This is a genomic window from Nostoc sp. (assembly GCF_036916575.1).
Taxonomy (GTDB): domain Bacteria; phylum Cyanobacteriota; class Cyanobacteriia; order Cyanobacteriales; family Nostocaceae; genus Nostoc.
On the sequence record NZ_JBALGC010000008.1, the window covers coordinates 26,678 to 43,398 of the forward strand.

15 protein-coding genes and 1 pseudogene are annotated in these 16,721 nt (G+C 44.5%); 6 read left to right on the plus strand and 10 right to left on the minus strand.

What is annotated here, in order from left to right:
* Window positions 1–101: 101 nt before the first annotated feature.
* From V7L29_RS03385 to V7L29_RS03395, 3 genes are all read right to left on the minus strand, one after another.
* Window positions 102–1,361 (minus strand): bifunctional sterol desaturase/short chain dehydrogenase, encoded by a 1,260-nt coding sequence (locus V7L29_RS03385; RefSeq protein ID WP_334734527.1) that lies wholly within the window; start codon window positions 1,359–1,361, stop codon window positions 102–104.
* 127 nt (window positions 1,362–1,488) lie between these two features.
* Window positions 1,489–2,433: a fatty acid desaturase family protein gene (locus tag V7L29_RS03390; protein WP_334734528.1), complete on the minus strand. Its 945-nt coding sequence runs from the start codon at window positions 2,431–2,433 to the stop codon at window positions 1,489–1,491.
* Between the two features lie 87 nt (window positions 2,434–2,520).
* A complete protein-coding gene (locus V7L29_RS03395) occupies window positions 2,521–3,144 on the minus strand; it encodes a Uma2 family endonuclease (protein WP_334734529.1) in 624 nt (207 codons plus the stop codon).
* 305 nt (window positions 3,145–3,449) lie between these two features.
* Between V7L29_RS03395 and V7L29_RS03400 the strand changes: the two genes are divergently transcribed.
* On the plus strand, window positions 3,450–3,644 hold the full coding sequence (locus tag V7L29_RS03400) for a hypothetical protein (RefSeq protein ID WP_334689084.1): 195 nt from the start codon (window positions 3,450–3,452) through the stop codon (window positions 3,642–3,644).
* Window positions 3,645–3,660: 16 nt separating this feature from the next.
* Here V7L29_RS03400 and V7L29_RS03405 read toward each other — a convergent pair whose 3' ends face one another.
* On the minus strand, window positions 3,661–4,038 hold the full coding sequence (locus V7L29_RS03405) for a hypothetical protein (protein ID WP_334689085.1): 378 nt from the start codon (window positions 4,036–4,038) through the stop codon (window positions 3,661–3,663).
* 124 nt (window positions 4,039–4,162) lie between these two features.
* Here V7L29_RS03405 and V7L29_RS03410 point away from each other — a divergent pair, with 124 nt between their 5' ends.
* Window positions 4,163–4,366 (plus strand): hypothetical protein, encoded by a 204-nt coding sequence (locus tag V7L29_RS03410; RefSeq protein ID WP_334689086.1) that lies wholly within the window; start codon window positions 4,163–4,165, stop codon window positions 4,364–4,366.
* A 28-nt stretch (window positions 4,367–4,394) separates the two neighbouring features.
* Here V7L29_RS03410 and V7L29_RS35375 read toward each other — a convergent pair.
* Window positions 4,395–4,878, minus strand: a pseudogene (locus V7L29_RS35375) (hypothetical protein); the annotation flags it as partial.
* Between the two features lie 53 nt (window positions 4,879–4,931).
* On the opposite strand from V7L29_RS35375, the gene V7L29_RS03425 reads away from it, so the two are divergent.
* Window positions 4,932–5,309 (plus strand): nuclear transport factor 2 family protein, encoded by a 378-nt coding sequence (locus V7L29_RS03425; RefSeq protein ID WP_334734530.1) that lies wholly within the window; start codon window positions 4,932–4,934, stop codon window positions 5,307–5,309.
* Window positions 5,310–5,640: 331 nt separating this feature from the next.
* Here V7L29_RS03425 and V7L29_RS03430 read toward each other — a convergent pair whose 3' ends face one another.
* The 5 genes from V7L29_RS03430 to aroF all read right to left on the minus strand — a co-directional run bounded on the left by V7L29_RS03430 (window position 5,641) and on the right by aroF (window position 13,711).
* Complete coding sequence (locus V7L29_RS03430; RefSeq protein WP_334734531.1) at window positions 5,641–6,576, minus strand: NADP-dependent oxidoreductase; 936 nt, start codon at window positions 6,574–6,576, stop codon at window positions 5,641–5,643.
* Between the two features lie 8 nt (window positions 6,577–6,584).
* Window positions 6,585–7,145 carry a DUF1269 domain-containing protein gene (locus V7L29_RS03435; RefSeq protein ID WP_334734532.1) on the minus strand — a complete coding sequence of 187 codons (561 nt, stop codon included), beginning with the start codon at window positions 7,143–7,145 and terminating at the stop codon, window positions 6,585–6,587.
* A gap of 591 nt (window positions 7,146–7,736) precedes the next feature.
* Window positions 7,737–11,069 (minus strand): efflux RND transporter permease subunit, encoded by a 3,333-nt coding sequence (locus tag V7L29_RS03440; protein WP_334734533.1) that lies wholly within the window; start codon window positions 11,067–11,069, stop codon window positions 7,737–7,739.
* A complete protein-coding gene (locus tag V7L29_RS03445) occupies window positions 11,066–12,487 on the minus strand; it encodes an efflux RND transporter periplasmic adaptor subunit (RefSeq protein ID WP_334734534.1) in 1,422 nt (473 codons plus the stop codon). The genes V7L29_RS03440 and V7L29_RS03445 overlap by 4 nt, the downstream gene beginning before the upstream one ends.
* A 351-nt stretch (window positions 12,488–12,838) precedes the next feature.
* Entirely contained in the window at window positions 12,839–13,711 is an 873-nt protein-coding gene (gene aroF, locus V7L29_RS03450) for a 3-deoxy-7-phosphoheptulonate synthase (protein WP_334734535.1), read from the minus strand.
* Window positions 13,712–14,604: 893 nt separating this feature from the next.
* On the opposite strand from aroF, the gene V7L29_RS03455 reads away from it, so the two are divergent.
* The 3 genes from V7L29_RS03455 to V7L29_RS03465 all read left to right on the plus strand — a co-directional run.
* A complete protein-coding gene (locus V7L29_RS03455) occupies window positions 14,605–15,099 on the plus strand; it encodes a hypothetical protein (RefSeq protein WP_334734536.1) in 495 nt (164 codons plus the stop codon).
* Window positions 15,100–15,363: 264 nt separating this feature from the next.
* On the plus strand, window positions 15,364–16,011 hold the full coding sequence (locus tag V7L29_RS03460; protein ID WP_334689567.1) for a pentapeptide repeat-containing protein: 648 nt from the start codon (window positions 15,364–15,366) through the stop codon (window positions 16,009–16,011).
* 514 nt (window positions 16,012–16,525) lie between these two features.
* Window positions 16,526–16,721, plus strand: a 196-nt coding sequence (locus tag V7L29_RS03465) for a hypothetical protein (RefSeq protein WP_334734537.1), incomplete at its 3' end; no start/stop codon positions are given.

Here is a 16,721-nt window from a genome sequence, read left to right on the forward strand (position 1 = left end):
TTGGAGCGATGCCTGCGGCGGGCTACGCCTACGCAATAAATACTATACGCGCTCAGGGGCAATTCATGAATTGCCCCTAAGAAGAAAATCTTTTTTTTCGGCTATTGTTTGTGTAAGTCGTGTTCACTTTTCGCTGTTCGGCTGAAGACTCGATAGTATAGCCACGTACTAGTTTCCTTTAAGGGAAACAGCAGATAGGTGAGAGGATTTATAGTCACAATAATATTGCGGAAGTCTCGCCGTGCCAAAAATAAGATCGCACGAGCAACTTGTTGTGCAGACATCACTCCATAAGGATTCAGTTGACTCTTAAACGGGCCAAGAATTAACTTGCGAATTACACAATCCTCGTCCAAACGTTTGAGGGTAACAATATCTCCTAACGCTCTTTTGCTGAGTTCATAAAGCGGACTCAGCGCTGGAGACACCTCGGCCTCAGAAGTGTTTACCCAAATTTCCTTAGTTGCTTTTGCTTGTGGCCCTGTTACAGTTGTCAAAAATATATCCATCAACCGCAATGCTGAAAAGGTATTCACTTCATAAGAAGAGTTGATAGCCTCCGATGTGCGGCTGGCGTAGACATTGATTCCGTGGTTGATAATCAAAATATCTACTTTCTCTAAACTATCCCTCAGTTCGGCTTCATTACCCAACTGCCAGGGAACCACCTTTACCCCAACTTGCCCTACTAATTTTTCTGGATTAGTGGTTAATGCGACGACTTTAGCATTATTCTTTAAAAGTTCAGCCGTTAATGCTTGCCCCAGCGCTCCTGATGCTCCGGTTAAAGCGACGGTTTTACCCTTGAGAGACAGTCCTGTACCAAGAATTTTATCCACTAGGGGAAAGACACCACTGTAGTAAGCGTTGACATCATCAAAATGATGCCGCCAATGGTAAGAGCGATTCACCCACCAAATGGATGGAATTGTCTCTAAAGGGCCGGGTAGGTGGTTATAGTCTGTATCAATTTTTCCCTGAAAATATCGCACAGACGCCCCATATAAGAAGGTGCAAGCATAAGCTACTCCCAGCCATAACCCCATTTGCTGGACAATTAAGGCAATGACTACCAATACTATCAGCAGTAGACTCGACTCTAAAATGTCGTGATAGAGCTGGGATTCTTGGTAAACTTTCAGGGAAACTATCGATAAATCCCGGCGATAGGCCATGTGGTGCTTGTTGTGCCATTTAGCAAGCCAATTGACTTGGTGACACAAAACATGGTAGCTGTCTCTCAAGACCTCAGCGAGTAAAAGTGAAAAAAGTCCCCAACTAGCAAACTGTAAGCTGGCATTTAGCCAAACCCAATTAATTTGTAATCTTGCTTCAATTCCAATCAAGTTTTCAGATAGCATTTTTATCACGTTTGTCTATACTCGTTTTTCTTAATCATTCTTCATGATCATCTGATAAAGGTGCATTAAGGTCGAGCCTAGAGCAAACAAAAATCAAATAGACTTATTGTCATCCTACCAATTACCCCTATTTAGCCACAATATCCCAGTTGACTTTCAGATAGCCAGGTTCAATATGGGTAAAGTGTTTGCTCAACTGCTGATGTGCTTTTGGTAGGGCGTGGAACGGAATTGATGCGTACAAATGATGCTCTGCATGAAATGGCATATTCCACATGAAAAATCGTACAGGCCAGAGAGTCAGGGTTGTGCGTGTATTCGTAAGCAGATTGGCGTCAAGAGTGCAACCTGTATGTTCTGCTAACAGAATAAACCGGAGAATCGGCTGACCGACAAACAGTGGTAGCAGCCAATAGAGGAAAAACCAAGGCTGACCAACTGCAATTGAAAGAGCGATCGCACCTGCATAAATACCTAATTGCCAACGTGTAGAGCGAATAACTTCGGCTCGTGCTGCTTCTGATACAAATGGAAAATCGTCAAATTGACCAGTTGCAACCTGAAAATGCCCACGTATTTTACCCCACCACCACAGTAAACCGCTAATTATCAACAAGTATTTGCCCAGGTTGCTCGGCTTGAGATCGGTCAGTTCTGGATCTTTGTCAGGAACGCGAGTATAGCGATGATGCCACTTATGATAACGACGAAAAAACGTGCTGTTGTAAAATGAGAGCAAGCCGCAACACCAAGCTACAGCATCATTCAAACGATTGTTAGCAAAAGCCGTTCTGTGAACGCATTCATGCATCGGTGCAAACATCGAAGCCAGACTGAAGCCGTAGATTACCAGTGCTGGTATAGCCACCGACCAATTGCCAAAATTTGTTCCCCATAAATAGCCACTACAACCCATAACAGTGAGATGAAAAGCCAGTTGAACTAGTGCTTTACTGTTGGAGCGTTCGTTTACAAGACTTAATTCCTGTACAGTGAGAATTTGGTAGAGGTTTTGCTCGTTATCAGCTTTGTGATCCAATAATTCAGATTGAACAATTGCGTCATTAGACATAATTTTAAGTAGGTCGGCGTGAACAGTTGCGCGTGGCTTCCTTTCTAACTTCTGACTCCTGCTGTAATTTTAATAGATACCGTGAATTTAGTTGACCACACCAGCGCAAAAAATTTGTTCTGCGGTTAAATTCAACTCTGTTAATGTTGGTGATTGGATACGGTCATTACCTCGAAATTTATTAATTAGATACTCACCTTCTTTCAAACAGCAAACCAAAATAGTAGGTTGTTTTGGCTTGCCAATGAATTCCCTACCGCCCAATGCCGCATAGTCCACAATCCAGTATTCAGGAATTCCCATTTGTTCATAGTCAGCGTATTTTTTGTGGTAATCATCACGCCAATTAGTACTCACTACTTCCACCACTAAAGGAATAGATGCGGCAAGGCTTACAGTAGATACTTTTTTCCATAGAGGTTCGTTTACTAAATTAGGCTGATTTAGTATGAGGACATCTGGTGAATAAGCTAATTCGTTTTCGAGTGGTTTAACGAATACTGTTTTTGGGATGAGATAGGGAAGATTTAATCGGTCTAATTCAACAATAAGTTTTCTTGCTAAAAATCCAACGACCTCTTCATGGTCGCCTGTTGGTTGTGCAATCTCAACAATTACTCCATCATGCAGTTCATAACGTCGTTGTGGGTTGTCTGGGTATTCAGCAACAAATTCATCGAATGTAACTAGTTTGCGTAAAGCTTGAGTCATGGCTTTATTCCTCAGGGAGTGAGAGCATACTTCGACTGCGCTCAGTAACCAGGGAGCAGGGGAGGCAGAGGGCAAGAAAAAAGGTTTATTTTAAGCGTATTGCACCAGAGGTGGGGACACAAGGATGCAGAGAATATTTACAATCAGTAATTAATAAGACTCGTGAATGAGTCTTTAATATTCGCTGAGGAGTCTTTGATACTCGTGAATGAGTCTTTGAACTCCATTAACGAGTCTTTGATACTCGTGAATGAGTCTTTGAACTCCATTAACGAGTCTTTGATACTCGTGAACGGAGTTTTTGTATGGAATATTCTAGTTCCTACACTCTCAAGTGTCACACTAGGGATTTTCGACGTTTGGAGACTGTGGATTTGCGATCGCACCAACCACCCAACCCAGGCGATCGCAATCATGGGGAAGTTAGTAGAAGTGAACTATCCCAAATTCCTATGATACATAAAAAACTCCCCTCTAAAATGAAGGGAGTCAAAAGTTAGTGATTAAAAATTAGCTTTACTGACTGAGTAATCCAATAGCTATTTCCAAGTGAATTTTAGCTTTGTGTAAGTTCAGCAGGTTCTCTTGGTCATACCTATCTGGGTAATTCATTTTTTGACCTTCCATTGTGATTTTGATCAGTGCTGCTTGCTCATCAGTGGGTGAGTTCATCTCATCTATCACTCCCTCAAAAAACTGGATAACACTCAAACCGGGAGATTTTAATCCCTTTCCTTGTCTTAGCTGCTGTAATGCTATTTGGGGGAATACCAGCAAAGATGTGATATAGGAAACTTTGTATCCGGGGTTTCCTGTTGGCTTGATACCGTATCGACGGCATAAGTCACGTAACTCTGGAACAGTTTTGATTTCAAGTTGCGATCGTGTAAACATGGAATTACCATTTCTCAAAAGTGGTATCAGTGGGTAACAAGTTTCGTTGGCTTACATACCCACTGATTAATCATTAAACACTTGCTTCCTTGTGTTTCAAAGATTATTTTCATATTTATATACAATGCCTAATCCCAAAGGGAACCCGAAGAGTTTAAAACCGTTTACCACAGATAGAGAAGAACCATTGACTGAGAAAATGAATATACGTATGACTAAGGAAATGAAGGAAGAGGTACAGCAACAAGAGAACCCTCCTGAGTTTTGCAGAGAAGCTATTCAAGAGAAGCTAGATAGAAATAAGGGTAAGAGCATCCGTGACGGTTAAGGTAATTGCACTTTTGTCAAGAGGGAGCAGGAAAAGGAGATAAATCGAGCTTAGAGACTGGTTTTCGCAGGGCTTTGACTACTCCTAAATCTTGATTTTCTTTGGCTGCAAAGTACTTAATGGGGTCATCAGCTTTACCTTTGTCAAAAGCGACACTGAAATGGTACAACCCGCGATAAATCATCTCTAGAAAAATACGGTCAAATGGTAAGGATAATTCATCTGCAACAGCATCTCCCAAATCACCTAAGACAGCATAAAATAACCAAGTAGCTCAGACGCTGTAATTTGACACCATTAATAGAGCCCTTCGGGTTCGCCACTTGCTTCTCCTAAGGGAGACGCTGCGCGTAGCTTGCTTCTTTGTAGGAGTACAAGCCGGGGAACCCGTCCAACGCAGTGGCTCACTAGTCCACAAATAAGACAAGCCCAATAAACGTTTAACCGAATAAAAAGCGAGATTCAATTCTCCACCTTCTTCGATATAAATCTGCAACTACATAGGGCGGAAGCGTTCTGTATAATAATTGTTAAACTCTGCTGCATGTCTTTCACCACACCTCTTATGCCAGATAAACCTGCACCAGAAATTGAACTGATACGCGCAGCGTACGCTGCCTTCAACGCGCGAGATATTGACGCTGCCCTCGCTACAATGACTCCTAACGTGGCTTGGCCGAAAGCGTTTAAAGGCGGTTGTGTCCTTGGACATCAAGCAGTCCGCGCTTACTGGACGGAGCAATGGTCTGAGATCAATCCGCACGTGGAGCCGATTGCCTTTCACCCGGAGGATGCCGGGCGTATTTTAGTCGATGTGCATCAGGTCGTGCGCGACCTAGCTGGAGCCGTTCTTTCCGATGAGCACGTTGGTCATCGCTTTACCATTGAGCATGGCTTGATTCAAACTATGGAAATCTGTCCACCTCCATTGTCCGGCCACTGAGCCTAACAAGGCGCTGCAACAAACGGCGGGGTAGTGTCTTGTCACAAAGAGGTTGCTTTTCCTCCCGCCGTCGCTGAACTTCCAGCCGTAGGCCCTGCTGCATGTCCTTCACCACACCTCTTATGCCCATTGGTAACAAGTTAAGGCTGTAAAGCAGTTGTCAAGAGACTTTTAGAAGACGCTTGAAAGAAAAATTCATCCGAGCCTCGCTGCTGTTTAACAATTCCCAAATCTTAGTTTTCAGGAGATGCAAAACACTTAACTGGGTCTGTTCAAAGATATATTGACAAAATTCACTCACTTTTAACTTGTTCCCAATGGCTATAGAGGATTAAGCATTGATTTGCAGCACGATTTTGCCTCGGACATGACCGCCCTGACTTAATTCCTGAGCTTGACGGGCTTCAGACAAAGAAAACGTCTGAGCAACAAGCGTCTTAACCTGCCCAGAATCGAGTAAACTAGCAATCTCCTCCAGCAGCGAGGCAGAGGGTTTCATATTCATCATCTCTGCACGGATACCTCGTTCTTCAGCTTTTTGAGCATTGGGGGGAGCGGCAGTTGAAATCAGAATGCCACCCGGCTTCACCACTGAATAAGAACGTGCTTGGGTGTCACCGCCTAACGTATCTAGAACTACATCAACATTCTCAACAACTTGTTCAAAGGGTGTGGCGTTGTAGTCAATCACTTGATCTGCACCCAGAGATCGAACAAATTCTGCATTCGCAGCTGAGGCAGTTCCAATAACGTGCGCTCCTTTCCATTTAGCAAATTGCACTGCGAACATGCCAACTCCGCCCGATGCAGCATGAATTAGTACGGTTTGAGCTGGCTTCAGATCAGCATGATCAAACACCGCTTGATAGGCAGTCATTGCTACCATCGGCACTGATGCCGCTTCCACAAAATCGAGCGTCATAGGCTTGAGCGCGATCGCATCTTGTGGAGCCGTTGCGAACTGGGCATAAGCTCCCATTTTCAGTTCGCCATAAACTGCTTGACCGACTTGGAGCGCTTTGACATCTGCGCCGATCGCTTCCACAATGCCCGCGACATCCATTCCGGGTGTAAATGGCAAAGGCATTGGAAAAACTTCTTTCATATAGCCTGCCCGGATTTTCCAATCGAGCGGATTGACTCCGGCAGCCTGAACTCTAATTAGTACTTCATTCGGTTGTGGTTCGGGTTGTGCGATCGTTTCTAGCGTCAGCACGTCTGACTCGCCATAGTTATGAATGCGGATTGCTTGTATCATATTACTCATCCAAATTGTTATAAACTGTCAAAAATGATCCAATCCTGAATCCCTTGGGTTTTCAAAACGGTTTCAGCTTGTTGAAGTTCATCGTTCGTTCCCTCAAGGACTATCAAATACTGTCCTTGTGCTAACCGCTCGTTGTAAAGCTTGACTTGCTCATCTGGGATGTTCGTGCCGATCGCGGCTCCGAGTAAGCCGCCTGCTACAGCTCCATAAAACGCTCCTGTCGCCAGTCCCACCGAGGCAGCTCTTGCTCCAGCCAAGACGATCGAGCTAATGCCTGGAATCGCTAAGGTTATTAGTCCACCTCCTAAAAAGCCGATAATACTGCCCCAACTTCCAGCATCTAATGCACCATGCTCGATCCGCTCGATCATGCGATCGCGGACAAATTTATCTTCAGACTGTACAGTTGCCTCTGTTGCTTTAAGCGTCACATCTTCTGAGTTGACGTGTTCACCAACAACTGAAACTTTGTTCATCGGAAAATCAGCCGCTTTAAGCTGATCAAGGGCTGACTCAGTGTGTTGGCGATCAGGAAATATCCCGGCTGCATTTTTATGTTCTAGCGCCATATTTAATGTCCTGGTTGAAAGTTTGCGGTCACAAGCCCAATTTATGCTTACGAACTACTTTTCGAGGTAAGGAAATCAGTAAGCAAAAAACCTCCTTGGGTTTACTGATTACTGTTAGTTATATTAAAGCCAAATGCGGATCAAGGATGGCATCTGAGTGTACTTAACTTTATGGTCAACCTTTTAGCTCGATTAGTGACTTATACCGTTTCACTTTCAGATTGATACAAATAGGTAGCAGGGGGGCAGGGAGCAGGGGGCAGGGGGCATGGGGAAAGAATTAGAGATTAATCATTTGTATCAGGCATTTCGTGAAATGGTATTACACTTATCAAGAGAAGAAACCTTCTTGAGATATCCACCCAAAAGATTTACGCACTCTGTCTGCGACTGCCTTTTAACTTCCTCGGACTCACACTCACGTTAACGTGAGTTCGACAAACCTCTCCCTGCCTTGAACTTTCGTTCAAGTCTGTCCCTCTCCGAGTCGGAGAGGGACGGTTTTGCGTAGTAAAACCAGGGAGAGGTTTCAATATTTAAGCTAATTAGGTGATTACTACATGAGTCGTCAAACTCACGTTTAATTACAAATTAAATTGACTGTTTGCGCCAGTTGTGTTTTTTGAGCTTTGTTTGCCAAGACTCCATGTAGGTGTAAAAAACGGGCGTCAAATAAAGTGTGAGAAATTGCGAGAACACTAACCCCCCAACTACTGCTAAACCAAGGGGGCGGCGTGTATCTGCTCCGGCTCCCAAACCGAGGGCGATGGGTAGAGTCCCCATAAGTGCTGCCATCGTCGTCATCATAATTGGACGGAACCTCACCAAGCAGGCTTCATAGATAGCATCATAAGGAGTTTTACCGTTTTGACGGGCAATAATTGCAAAGTCAACCATCATGATGCCGTTTTTCTTCACAATGCCAACCAGCAGGATAATGCCCACAAAGGCGTAAATATTCAAGTCAACTTGAAATAACAACAGAGTCAGTATTGCCCCAAATCCAGCGGAGGGTAAGCTAGAAAGGATTGTCAACGGGTGAATGAAGTTCTCGTAGAGAATCCCCAACACGATATAAATCACCAAGATGGCAACCAGCAGTAACAGTCCTAAACCTTGAATTGATGACTGGAATGCCTGCGCTGAACCTTGGAAAGCTGTACTAATAGTAGGTGGCAGTGTTTGACGGGCGAGTTGTTCAATCTTTCCAGTGACGTTACCAAGTGACACTCCTGGTTTGAGATTAAAGGAGAAGGTGACAGATGCCAGTTGCCCTTTGTGGTTGATGGTCAAGGGGCCGACATCTTTGGTCAAAGTTGCTACAGCGTTGAGAGGTACAAGTTGTCCACTGGGGGCACGAACTGAGAGTAAATCTAGAGCATTGGAATTTTGCTGATATTTTGGTTCCACGCCCATAATTACTTGGTACTGATTATCGGGGGCGTAGATGGTGGAAACTTGGCGAGTACCATAGGCATTACTCAGGGCAGTTTCGATTTGATTGGCGGTCAAACCTAGAGCCGAAGCGTGGTCGCGGTTGATGTTTACTTTTACTTGCGGATTCTTGATTTGCAAATCGCTGTTGACATCTTGTAAATCTGAGAGCGATCGCAGTTTTTCTTCTAAAGCTGGAGCGTACTGGTAAAGTTCCTGGATATTGGGTGTTTGCAGAGTAAATTGATACTGCGCTTTTGTCTGTTGTCCACCGACATTAATAGCTGGGGGATTTTGTAAGAAAACCTTGATTCCAGGCACACGTGACAATTTAGGTCGGAGTTCCTGCACAACTTCATCAGCACTCAGACGGCCTTGAGCGCGAGGCTTGAGTTCGATTAAAATTCTGCCAGCGTTGGCGGAAGCATTTGGCCCGCCAGCCCCGACGCTGGAGTTGATGGAATCGACATTCGGATCACGGTAAGCGATCGCAGCTACTGCCTGTTGATGTTTTATCATCTCATCAAAGGATATATCCTCTGATGCCTGAGTAGTTGCAGTGATTTGTCCAACATCTGCGTTGGGAACAAACCCTTTAGGCACAATTATAAATAGATACACTGTTGCTAAAAGAATCGCTCCCGAAATCACCATCGTCGTGCGGTGATACTTGAGTGATTTCTTCAAACTCCAATCGTATCCGCCCAATATCACATTAAAAACGTTTTCTGAAAAGTTGTAGAGACGACGGTTAAAATTTTTGATTCGGGACTGGAGACTGGGTAACTCGGGGCCCCCTCTGGGGATAAGGGGCAATGGGGACTGGGAGTTAAGAATTTCTCCCATGCTCCTCTGCTCCTCTGCTCCCCTGCCCCCCTGCTCCTCATCTCCCTCACTCTCCGGTTCATGATCAGGTGGACTCAAGAATCTTGAACACAGCATTGGCGTCAAGCTCAGGGAAATTACGCCAGATACTAAGATTGCAACGCTAATAGTAACAGCGAACTCACGGAACAGTCGCCCCAGAATGCCTTCCATGAACAGTATAGGGATAAATACTGCTACTAAGGAGATGGTCATGGATAAAATTGTGAAACCAATTTCTTTAGAACCATTTAAGGCTGCTTCCATGCGGCTTTCACCCATCTCCATGTGGCGGACAATATTCTCCAGCATGACTACGGCATCATCAACCACGAAACCGACTGAAAGGGTCAACGCCATCAGCGATAGGTTATCGAGCGAGAAGCCCAGTAGCACCATGACCGCAAAAGTCGCGACTATCGAAAGCGGTACTGCCAAACTGGGAATGAGTGTAGCAGAGATATTGCGGAGAAACAGAAAGATTACTAGCACCACCAAAGCGATGGTGAGTAACAGCGTGAATTGTACATCATCCACCGACTCGCGAATTGACTGGGAGCGATCGTAGAGAATATCTACGTTCACAGCCGCCGGAATTTGTGTCCGAAAGGTGGGTAGGAGTTTCTTGATTGCATCCACTACTTGAACAGTATTAGTTCCCGGTTGGCGCTGAACTGCCAGAACGATCGCCCGAACGCCAGAATTTTGGATTGAGGATTTCTCTCCTACTCCCCTGCTCCTCTGCTCCCCTGCTCCCCTGCTTCCTGCTCCCTGCTCCTTAATGTCCTTCTTGACAGGAAAATACCAGCTTGCTATTTTGTCATTTTCCACGCTGTCTAAAACTTGACCTAGTTCTCCTAGCTGCACTGGTGCGCCATTTTGATAAGCTACATTCAGGGAGCGATAGCTTGCGGCATCGTTGAGTTGACCGTTTGCTTGAATCGTAGAATTCTGTTGCTGACCGTAAAGTGTCCCGGTAGGCAGATTGACATTTCCGTTAGCGATCGCATCAGCTACTTCATCAATTCCTATTCCCTTGACACTCAGCGATTCCGGGTCAAGCTGAATCCGTACCGCGTACTTTTGGGAGCCGTACACCTGCACTTGCGCCACTCCATCCACCATTGACAGGCGTTGTGCCAGCAATGTTTCAGCATACTTGTCTACACTTGAGAGGGGCAGAATGGACGAATTCAGGGAGATGTAAAGGACTGGCTGATCCGCCGGATTTACCTTCCGGTAAGACGGGGGATTTGGCATATTCGTGGGCAACTGCTTCGCTGCCTTAGAAATAGCAGACTGCACATCTTGTGCTGCCCCGTCGATATCCCGATTCAGGTCAAATTGCATCGTAATCTGGGCACTACCCAAAGAGCTAGTAGAGTTCATCGAACTCAATCCCGCTATGCTAGAAAACTGCTGCTCTAAGGGGGTTGCGACTGAGGCAGCCATCGTTTCTGGACTAGCTCCGGGCAGGTTAGCTGTTACCTGGAGTGTTGGATAATCCACATTGGGCAGGTCGCTAACGGGTAGCTGTTGGTAACTGATCAGCCCAAATATCAAAATGCCAACCATAACTAAAGTTGTCATGATTGGACGCCGGATGAATAGCTCGGAAATGTTCATCGCGCTTCCTGCCTCTTGCTTCCTACTTCCGGTTTCACTTGGACTGTGGCACCAGGCACTAGGTTGAATTGTCCATCAGTGACTACTTGTTCACCTGATTTTAACCCTCGCTGAATCACCGTTTCATTTCCAACGGTGTCACCGACGGTAATTTGACGCATTTCTGCTGTTTTGTCGGGTTTGACTACATACACATAATGCCCCTGTTGTCCACTCTGTACTGCCACAGAAGGAACAGTGATGGCATTTGGTTCTTGGCTCAGTTTAAGTACTACATTGACAAACTGCCCTGGAACAAGGCGATCGTCAGCGTTGGCAAAAGTACCTTTAAGTTGAATTGTGCCTGTTTGGGTATTGACTCCACTATCGACAAAGCTGAGTTCGCCTCGTACCGGATGCCCTGCATCTTTAGGAGGTAAAGCATCAACTTGTAACTTGCCGTTAGCACTGTATTTTTTCAGGTCTGGTAGCAGTCGCTGGGGAATGTAAAAGTTGACATAAATCGGGCGAATTTGGCTGATTGTAATTAACGGATCAGTGGCATTCGCCTGTACTAGATTGCCTTGAGTTAGCTTCAAGCTACCTGTGCGTCCGGCAATTGGTGAGTAGATGGAACTGTAGGAAAGCTGAACTTTGGCATTGTCGATCGCAGCTTCATCTGATGCTACTGCTGCTTTGGCATTTTGTACATCTGCTTGGGCTGCCGCCACTGCTGCTTGGGCATTTGCTACTCCACCTTGATCTGCTTTCACCGTTGCCTGTTGAGCCTCAGCAGTAGTCTGGTACTGTTGGGCTTGTTCTTTACTAATTGCCCCTTTGTTGAGCAAACTAGCATAACGTTGAGCTTGCACATCTGCATTTGTTGCCTGCGCCTTATCCTTGACTACATTCGCTTTTGCCTGGTTCACATCGGCAATGGCTTTGAGCACATTTGCCTGTGTCTGTTTCACCAGCGCTAAATCTTTGGCTTTGGCAGCATTAGCTTGCATCAGTGCAGCTTGTAGAGGGCGGGAATCAATTTTAAATAACAAGTCTCCTTTGTTAACGTTCTGTCCTTGCTGAAAATAGACGCCAGTAAGTTGTCCGTCCACCTGAGACTTGACAGATACTGTGGAATATGCTTCTACTGTTCCCGTTGCCGATAGCTGTATTGGAATCGTTTTTTGAGTCGCAGTGGCAACCACCACTGGCACAGCTCGTTTTTTTCCTGCTTCTTTTTTACTAGATTCGGCTTCGGAAGCATTACAGGCACTACACAAGTAAGCTAGACCTAATATCAGTAGCGAGAACCGCCCTCTTTGAATAATGCTCTGAAAACGAGGAACAATTTGAGCAGCCAAGGACGAAGGCTTTCTCGTCTCAACAGGGGCTAAACAGCGCATATCAACAATTTGGGGGAAAGGGGAAAGCACAGACACGTATTAGCTTGTTGTTAGACATCGCATTTTTCGTAAAATGGTTGGTTGCGATTAATTCTAATTAGAGAAGCGTAATATTAGTTAATCTAAACATTAGTGTACTAATAATTTTTTGTTTAGCCTACCTCTTTTGGAAAGAAATTGTTGTTAACGGCTGTGACTTTGGTATGAAGTCTTTGTGACTTTATTATAAGGTTGTGTTGCAAAAATTGTTTGAGAACAAATGGAATAGCCTAAGCAACAACTTTATTTTACGAAGGCGATCGCTGTTTGTCGTTAAGCCAAAATGAATATTTGGACTGAGACATTCAAGCGATGCCTACGGCGGTAAACTACGCTCTCAACTGAGATTTAAGCAGCACAAAAAATCGGGGCAGGTGACAAACCCGCCCCGATCGCTTCTGATATACTGCGCCCAATGGCTGTTGCTACAGGCTTTAAACTATCAACTAAATGCACCATATCTTCTAAAGAAAGCGCTTGACGGGCATCAGAAACAGATTTTTCTGGTTCTGGGTGACATTCAATAATCAATCCATCTGCACCGCAAGCGATTGCAGCCCTAGCCACAGGTGCTACCAACTCCCGTTTACCGACGGCATGGGAAGGATCTACAATCACAGGCAGATGAGTTATTTGCTTGAGTGCTGCCACTGCGCCTAAATCTAGGACATTGCGAGTGTAATCATCGAAGCTGCGAATACCTCTTTCGCACAACACCACATCAGGATTGCCGTGGCTGAGAATATATTCAGCAGCCATGACGAATTCTTCAATTGTTGCTGCTAAACCACGCTTGAGTAGTATTGGCTTACCAGCTTGTCCCAAAGCTTTGAGCAAATCAAAGTTTTGCATATTGCGGCTACCAACTTGAAGCAGATCAGCGTGGGCGGCAACTACTTCAATTTGGGAAATTGACATCACCTCAGTGACAACTGGCATATTGTAAAGCGATCGCACCCTTGCCAAAATCTCTAATCCTGGCTCTCCCATACCCTGGAAAGCGTAAGGAGATGTGCGGGGTTTGTAGACACCGCCACGCAACGCCTGCACGGATGCAGTAGATAGCTTTTGGGCGACTATCTCCATTTGTTCTAAGCTTTCAACGGTGCAGGGCCCACCGATAATTACCAGTTCTTTGCCCCCGAAAGCGACTTTTTTTGAAAGTTTAACGATTGTCTGGTGGTTCGGATGAGATTGTGCGGCAAGTTTGGCATTAATCATGGTTTCATTCTCCTAAAAAATTAAGTATTGGGCACTATTCCTTGATCACAACAAAAAAGCCCGGAACCTTTGAGCAGTTCCGGGCGCGTTCTGATTCATCGGCATGACGCTATTTACCCGGAACTTATTCTGGGCCAAAAGTAAAAGCCATAAAACCAGCTACTCAAATAAGTCATGACGATGAAATTCTCCTTAAAAAAACAAAAACCGCAGAGTTCGCTCTGCGGTTCACCGGGCGGTTTCCGTTAGGAAACTCGATTCACTCCCGGTGAACCACCCTAAACCAAAAATAAAAATAGGAATTTGTGTTAAGCATTTGCGGCGCTTTTGCTGGAAAACTTAAAAACTATACTCTATGATAAAGTAACATTAACACGAAGAGTAGGCGGTGTCAAGACCCCACAAACCATAAAAAAAGCGATAGACTCAGTACAACTGTGGGAGTCAAAACTAGTAACGCTTTGCAAAATTCAAAATCACGCCCTGTTCTGGTTGTGTGGTGAAGTACTAGTTGCTTGTTTGCGTAGACTAAGAAAGCAGCTTTTCATTAAATATTACCATAGTTATATAAGTTGACAAATATTGTTGTGTCATGACTAATGCGTAGTGTAAATGATCAAAAATCAATGGTGAAAAATCAAAAAATTCCGAATATGCCCATTCTCTAATGAATAGAACATAGCCAACTCAAGGTAATCCGAAAGAACTCTAAGCGGTGACTTCCGTAACTCAAAAGTTCAAAGAGCCAAGATTGAGAAGTTAAAATATATAATTCTCCTGACTTGTTACCTCACTTTGCGAAAGCTGATTGTAGACAATTGACAATCGCCATACATTATTCTTACCCAAGTCCTCATTAACCAGATCAACTTTTTAGGATCATCAGTTTCATTATGCCTAGTTCCAAAATCTTAGCCCAATCTTTCGACTATCATGGAGTTTACCCCTGCCCAGTCTGTCGGATAGGTAAGATTTATCATATGCCATTGATGGAAGCTATGGCTTGTGACTTTTGCCATGAGATTTTTACAGTTAACCTAGAACTACAGCAAATCAAGATGCCTTCTAGGCAACCACCCTTAATTTGGCGTTGGAATGGGTTTAGTTGGACAGAAGCCCAGTTGGAAGGTGTGGAATTAGGTTGGGGTTATGGACTAGCAGCAGTAGTTTTTGTAATTCTTCCCACTACTTTAATTGCCATAGTAGCTTACTATTTTCCTGCTAATCTCAAGGAACCGATTACCTGGATGCCATATATTTGGACGATATTAACTTTCTTATCACATTTATCAATTATTGTTTGGATTTTTATTGAAGTCTATCAGATTCCAGTTGCAGCATATTTGAGAGCGATCGCTCGATGGAGAAATCGGGAGATGGGGAGATGAGAGAGTGGAGGGCAGAGGAGCAGAGGGGCAGGGGGAGCAGGGGGAGATGAGGGAGTGGGAGAAACCAATGTCCAATGCCCAATGACGCCACTTGCTATCATAGCGAGAACGCTAAGAGCGAACAAGTCGGGAAACCGCAAGGGCGCAGTGGCTCCCCAATGCCCAATGCTTAATGCTTAATGCCCCATGATCAATGACATAATGATGCAGCGAATAGACGACTTCATCACTGATAATTAAGTTGATTGTCCATCAAAATATCGTATGAGCGATCTGGAGCGGTACTATAGAGTTTTGGAATTAGAGCCTGGGGCAACACTTGAAGAAGTGAATCAGGCTTACAAAGATTTAGTTTTTGTTTGGCATCCCGATCGCATTCCCAAAGACAATCTCCGTTTACAGCAGAAAGCACAAGACAAGCTGAAAGCTATAAATGAAGCTCGTGAAAAGTTGCGCTCTCTAAAAACCAAAGCTCAAACCACACCTAACTCACCGCCACCTCAACAGAAAAAACCATCTCAAACAACCCAGCAACCACCAAAGCAAAGCTCAGACTTGAGTGGTAAAGACTACAGTCGGGCAAATTTGAGCAATAAAGATTTATCTGGCAGAAATTTGAGTTATGCCAATTTGAGTGGTGCTAATCTCAGCGACACTTTTATGCACAAAGTCAACCTCAGAGGTGCGAATTTATCTGAAGCAAATTTATTTCGGGCAAACCTACTTTTAGCGGATCTCAGGGAGGCGAATTTACGCGCTGCTAATTTGATTGGAGCAGATCTCAGTGGGGCCGACTTGCGAGGAGCCGACTTGACGGGAGCGCGGATTCGCTCTGGTGAGCGTCTTCTGGTTAAATTAATTGGTACTAACTTAGCAGGGGCAATTATGCCTGATGGTTCAATTTATGAATAACTGAGGTTGCGCTATGACACAGAGTGTATGAATTACTGTATGAAAAAGCATTCAAGCATATTGAGAAAGCAATATAACAGTTCTCGTTTAGATGCAACACATGGTAGGGGTACAGCATTGCTCATGAATGTCAACTTAAGCCCAAACCCCTTTAAAACCTCGTTTCCAGCCAGAGGCTGGAAATGCACCTGATTGCGGCTCTGCTGCGAGTAAGGAAGACAGAGCCTACTAGGGAGCATTAATAGCCAGAGGCTATTAACGAGGCAATCTCTCAAAGCTTTGTCTAGACTGGTTTTCACCTGACAGCAGTTTTCACGTATTTGAACCACATCCATTGTAGGGGCACAGCACTGCTGTGCCCTGCATCGTGGTCTATTTACCTGAAAATCACTGTAAGTTGACACCAATGGGGGTTAGGTTTTTCTGGGCTTTTCTACATGACCTGAATTGTCAGGTCTGTATTCCATGCAGTTGACAACCACTAAATGCCTGTTTGCTTACCAAAAACACCAAAATGAATACGCAATCTACTGAAATGAGAAAGCAATCTGCCTTTTTGCTTGCTGAATCTACTCAAATGAGAAAGCATTCAAGGCTTTTGAGAAAGCAATATATCTTTTTGCTTGCTGAATCTACCGAAATGAGAAAGCATTCAAGCATTTTGAGAAAGCAATATGCCTTTTTGCTTGCTGAATCTACCGAAATGAGAA

Coding starts and splice junctions, on each gene's coding strand:
- V7L29_RS03455 (WP_334734536.1), top strand. CDS start 14,605: ATGCCTAGTTCCAAAATCTTAGCCCAATCTTTCGACTATCATGGAGTT.
- aroF (WP_334734535.1), bottom strand. CDS start 13,711: ATGATTAATGCCAAACTTGCCGCACAATCTCATCCGAACCACCAGACA.
- V7L29_RS03400 (WP_334689084.1), top strand. CDS start 3,450: ATGGAATATTCTAGTTCCTACACTCTCAAGTGTCACACTAGGGATTTT.
- V7L29_RS03460 (WP_334689567.1), top strand. CDS start 15,364: ATGAGCGATCTGGAGCGGTACTATAGAGTTTTGGAATTAGAGCCTGGG.
- V7L29_RS03425 (WP_334734530.1), top strand. CDS start 4,932: ATGCCAGATAAACCTGCACCAGAAATTGAACTGATACGCGCAGCGTAC.
- V7L29_RS03390 (WP_334734528.1), bottom strand. CDS start 2,433: ATGTCTAATGACGCAATTGTTCAATCTGAATTATTGGATCACAAAGCT.
- V7L29_RS03395 (WP_334734529.1), bottom strand. CDS start 3,144: ATGACTCAAGCTTTACGCAAACTAGTTACATTCGATGAATTTGTTGCT.
- V7L29_RS03430 (WP_334734531.1), bottom strand. CDS start 6,576: ATGAGTAATATGATACAAGCAATCCGCATTCATAACTATGGCGAGTCA.
- V7L29_RS03385 (WP_334734527.1), bottom strand. CDS start 1,361: ATGCTATCTGAAAACTTGATTGGAATTGAAGCAAGATTACAAATTAAT.
- V7L29_RS03440 (WP_334734533.1), bottom strand. CDS start 11,069: ATGAACATTTCCGAGCTATTCATCCGGCGTCCAATCATGACAACTTTA.
- V7L29_RS03435 (WP_334734532.1), bottom strand. CDS start 7,145: ATGGCGCTAGAACATAAAAATGCAGCCGGGATATTTCCTGATCGCCAA.
- V7L29_RS03405 (WP_334689085.1), bottom strand. CDS start 4,038: ATGTTTACACGATCGCAACTTGAAATCAAAACTGTTCCAGAGTTACGT.
- V7L29_RS03410 (WP_334689086.1), top strand. CDS start 4,163: ATGCCTAATCCCAAAGGGAACCCGAAGAGTTTAAAACCGTTTACCACA.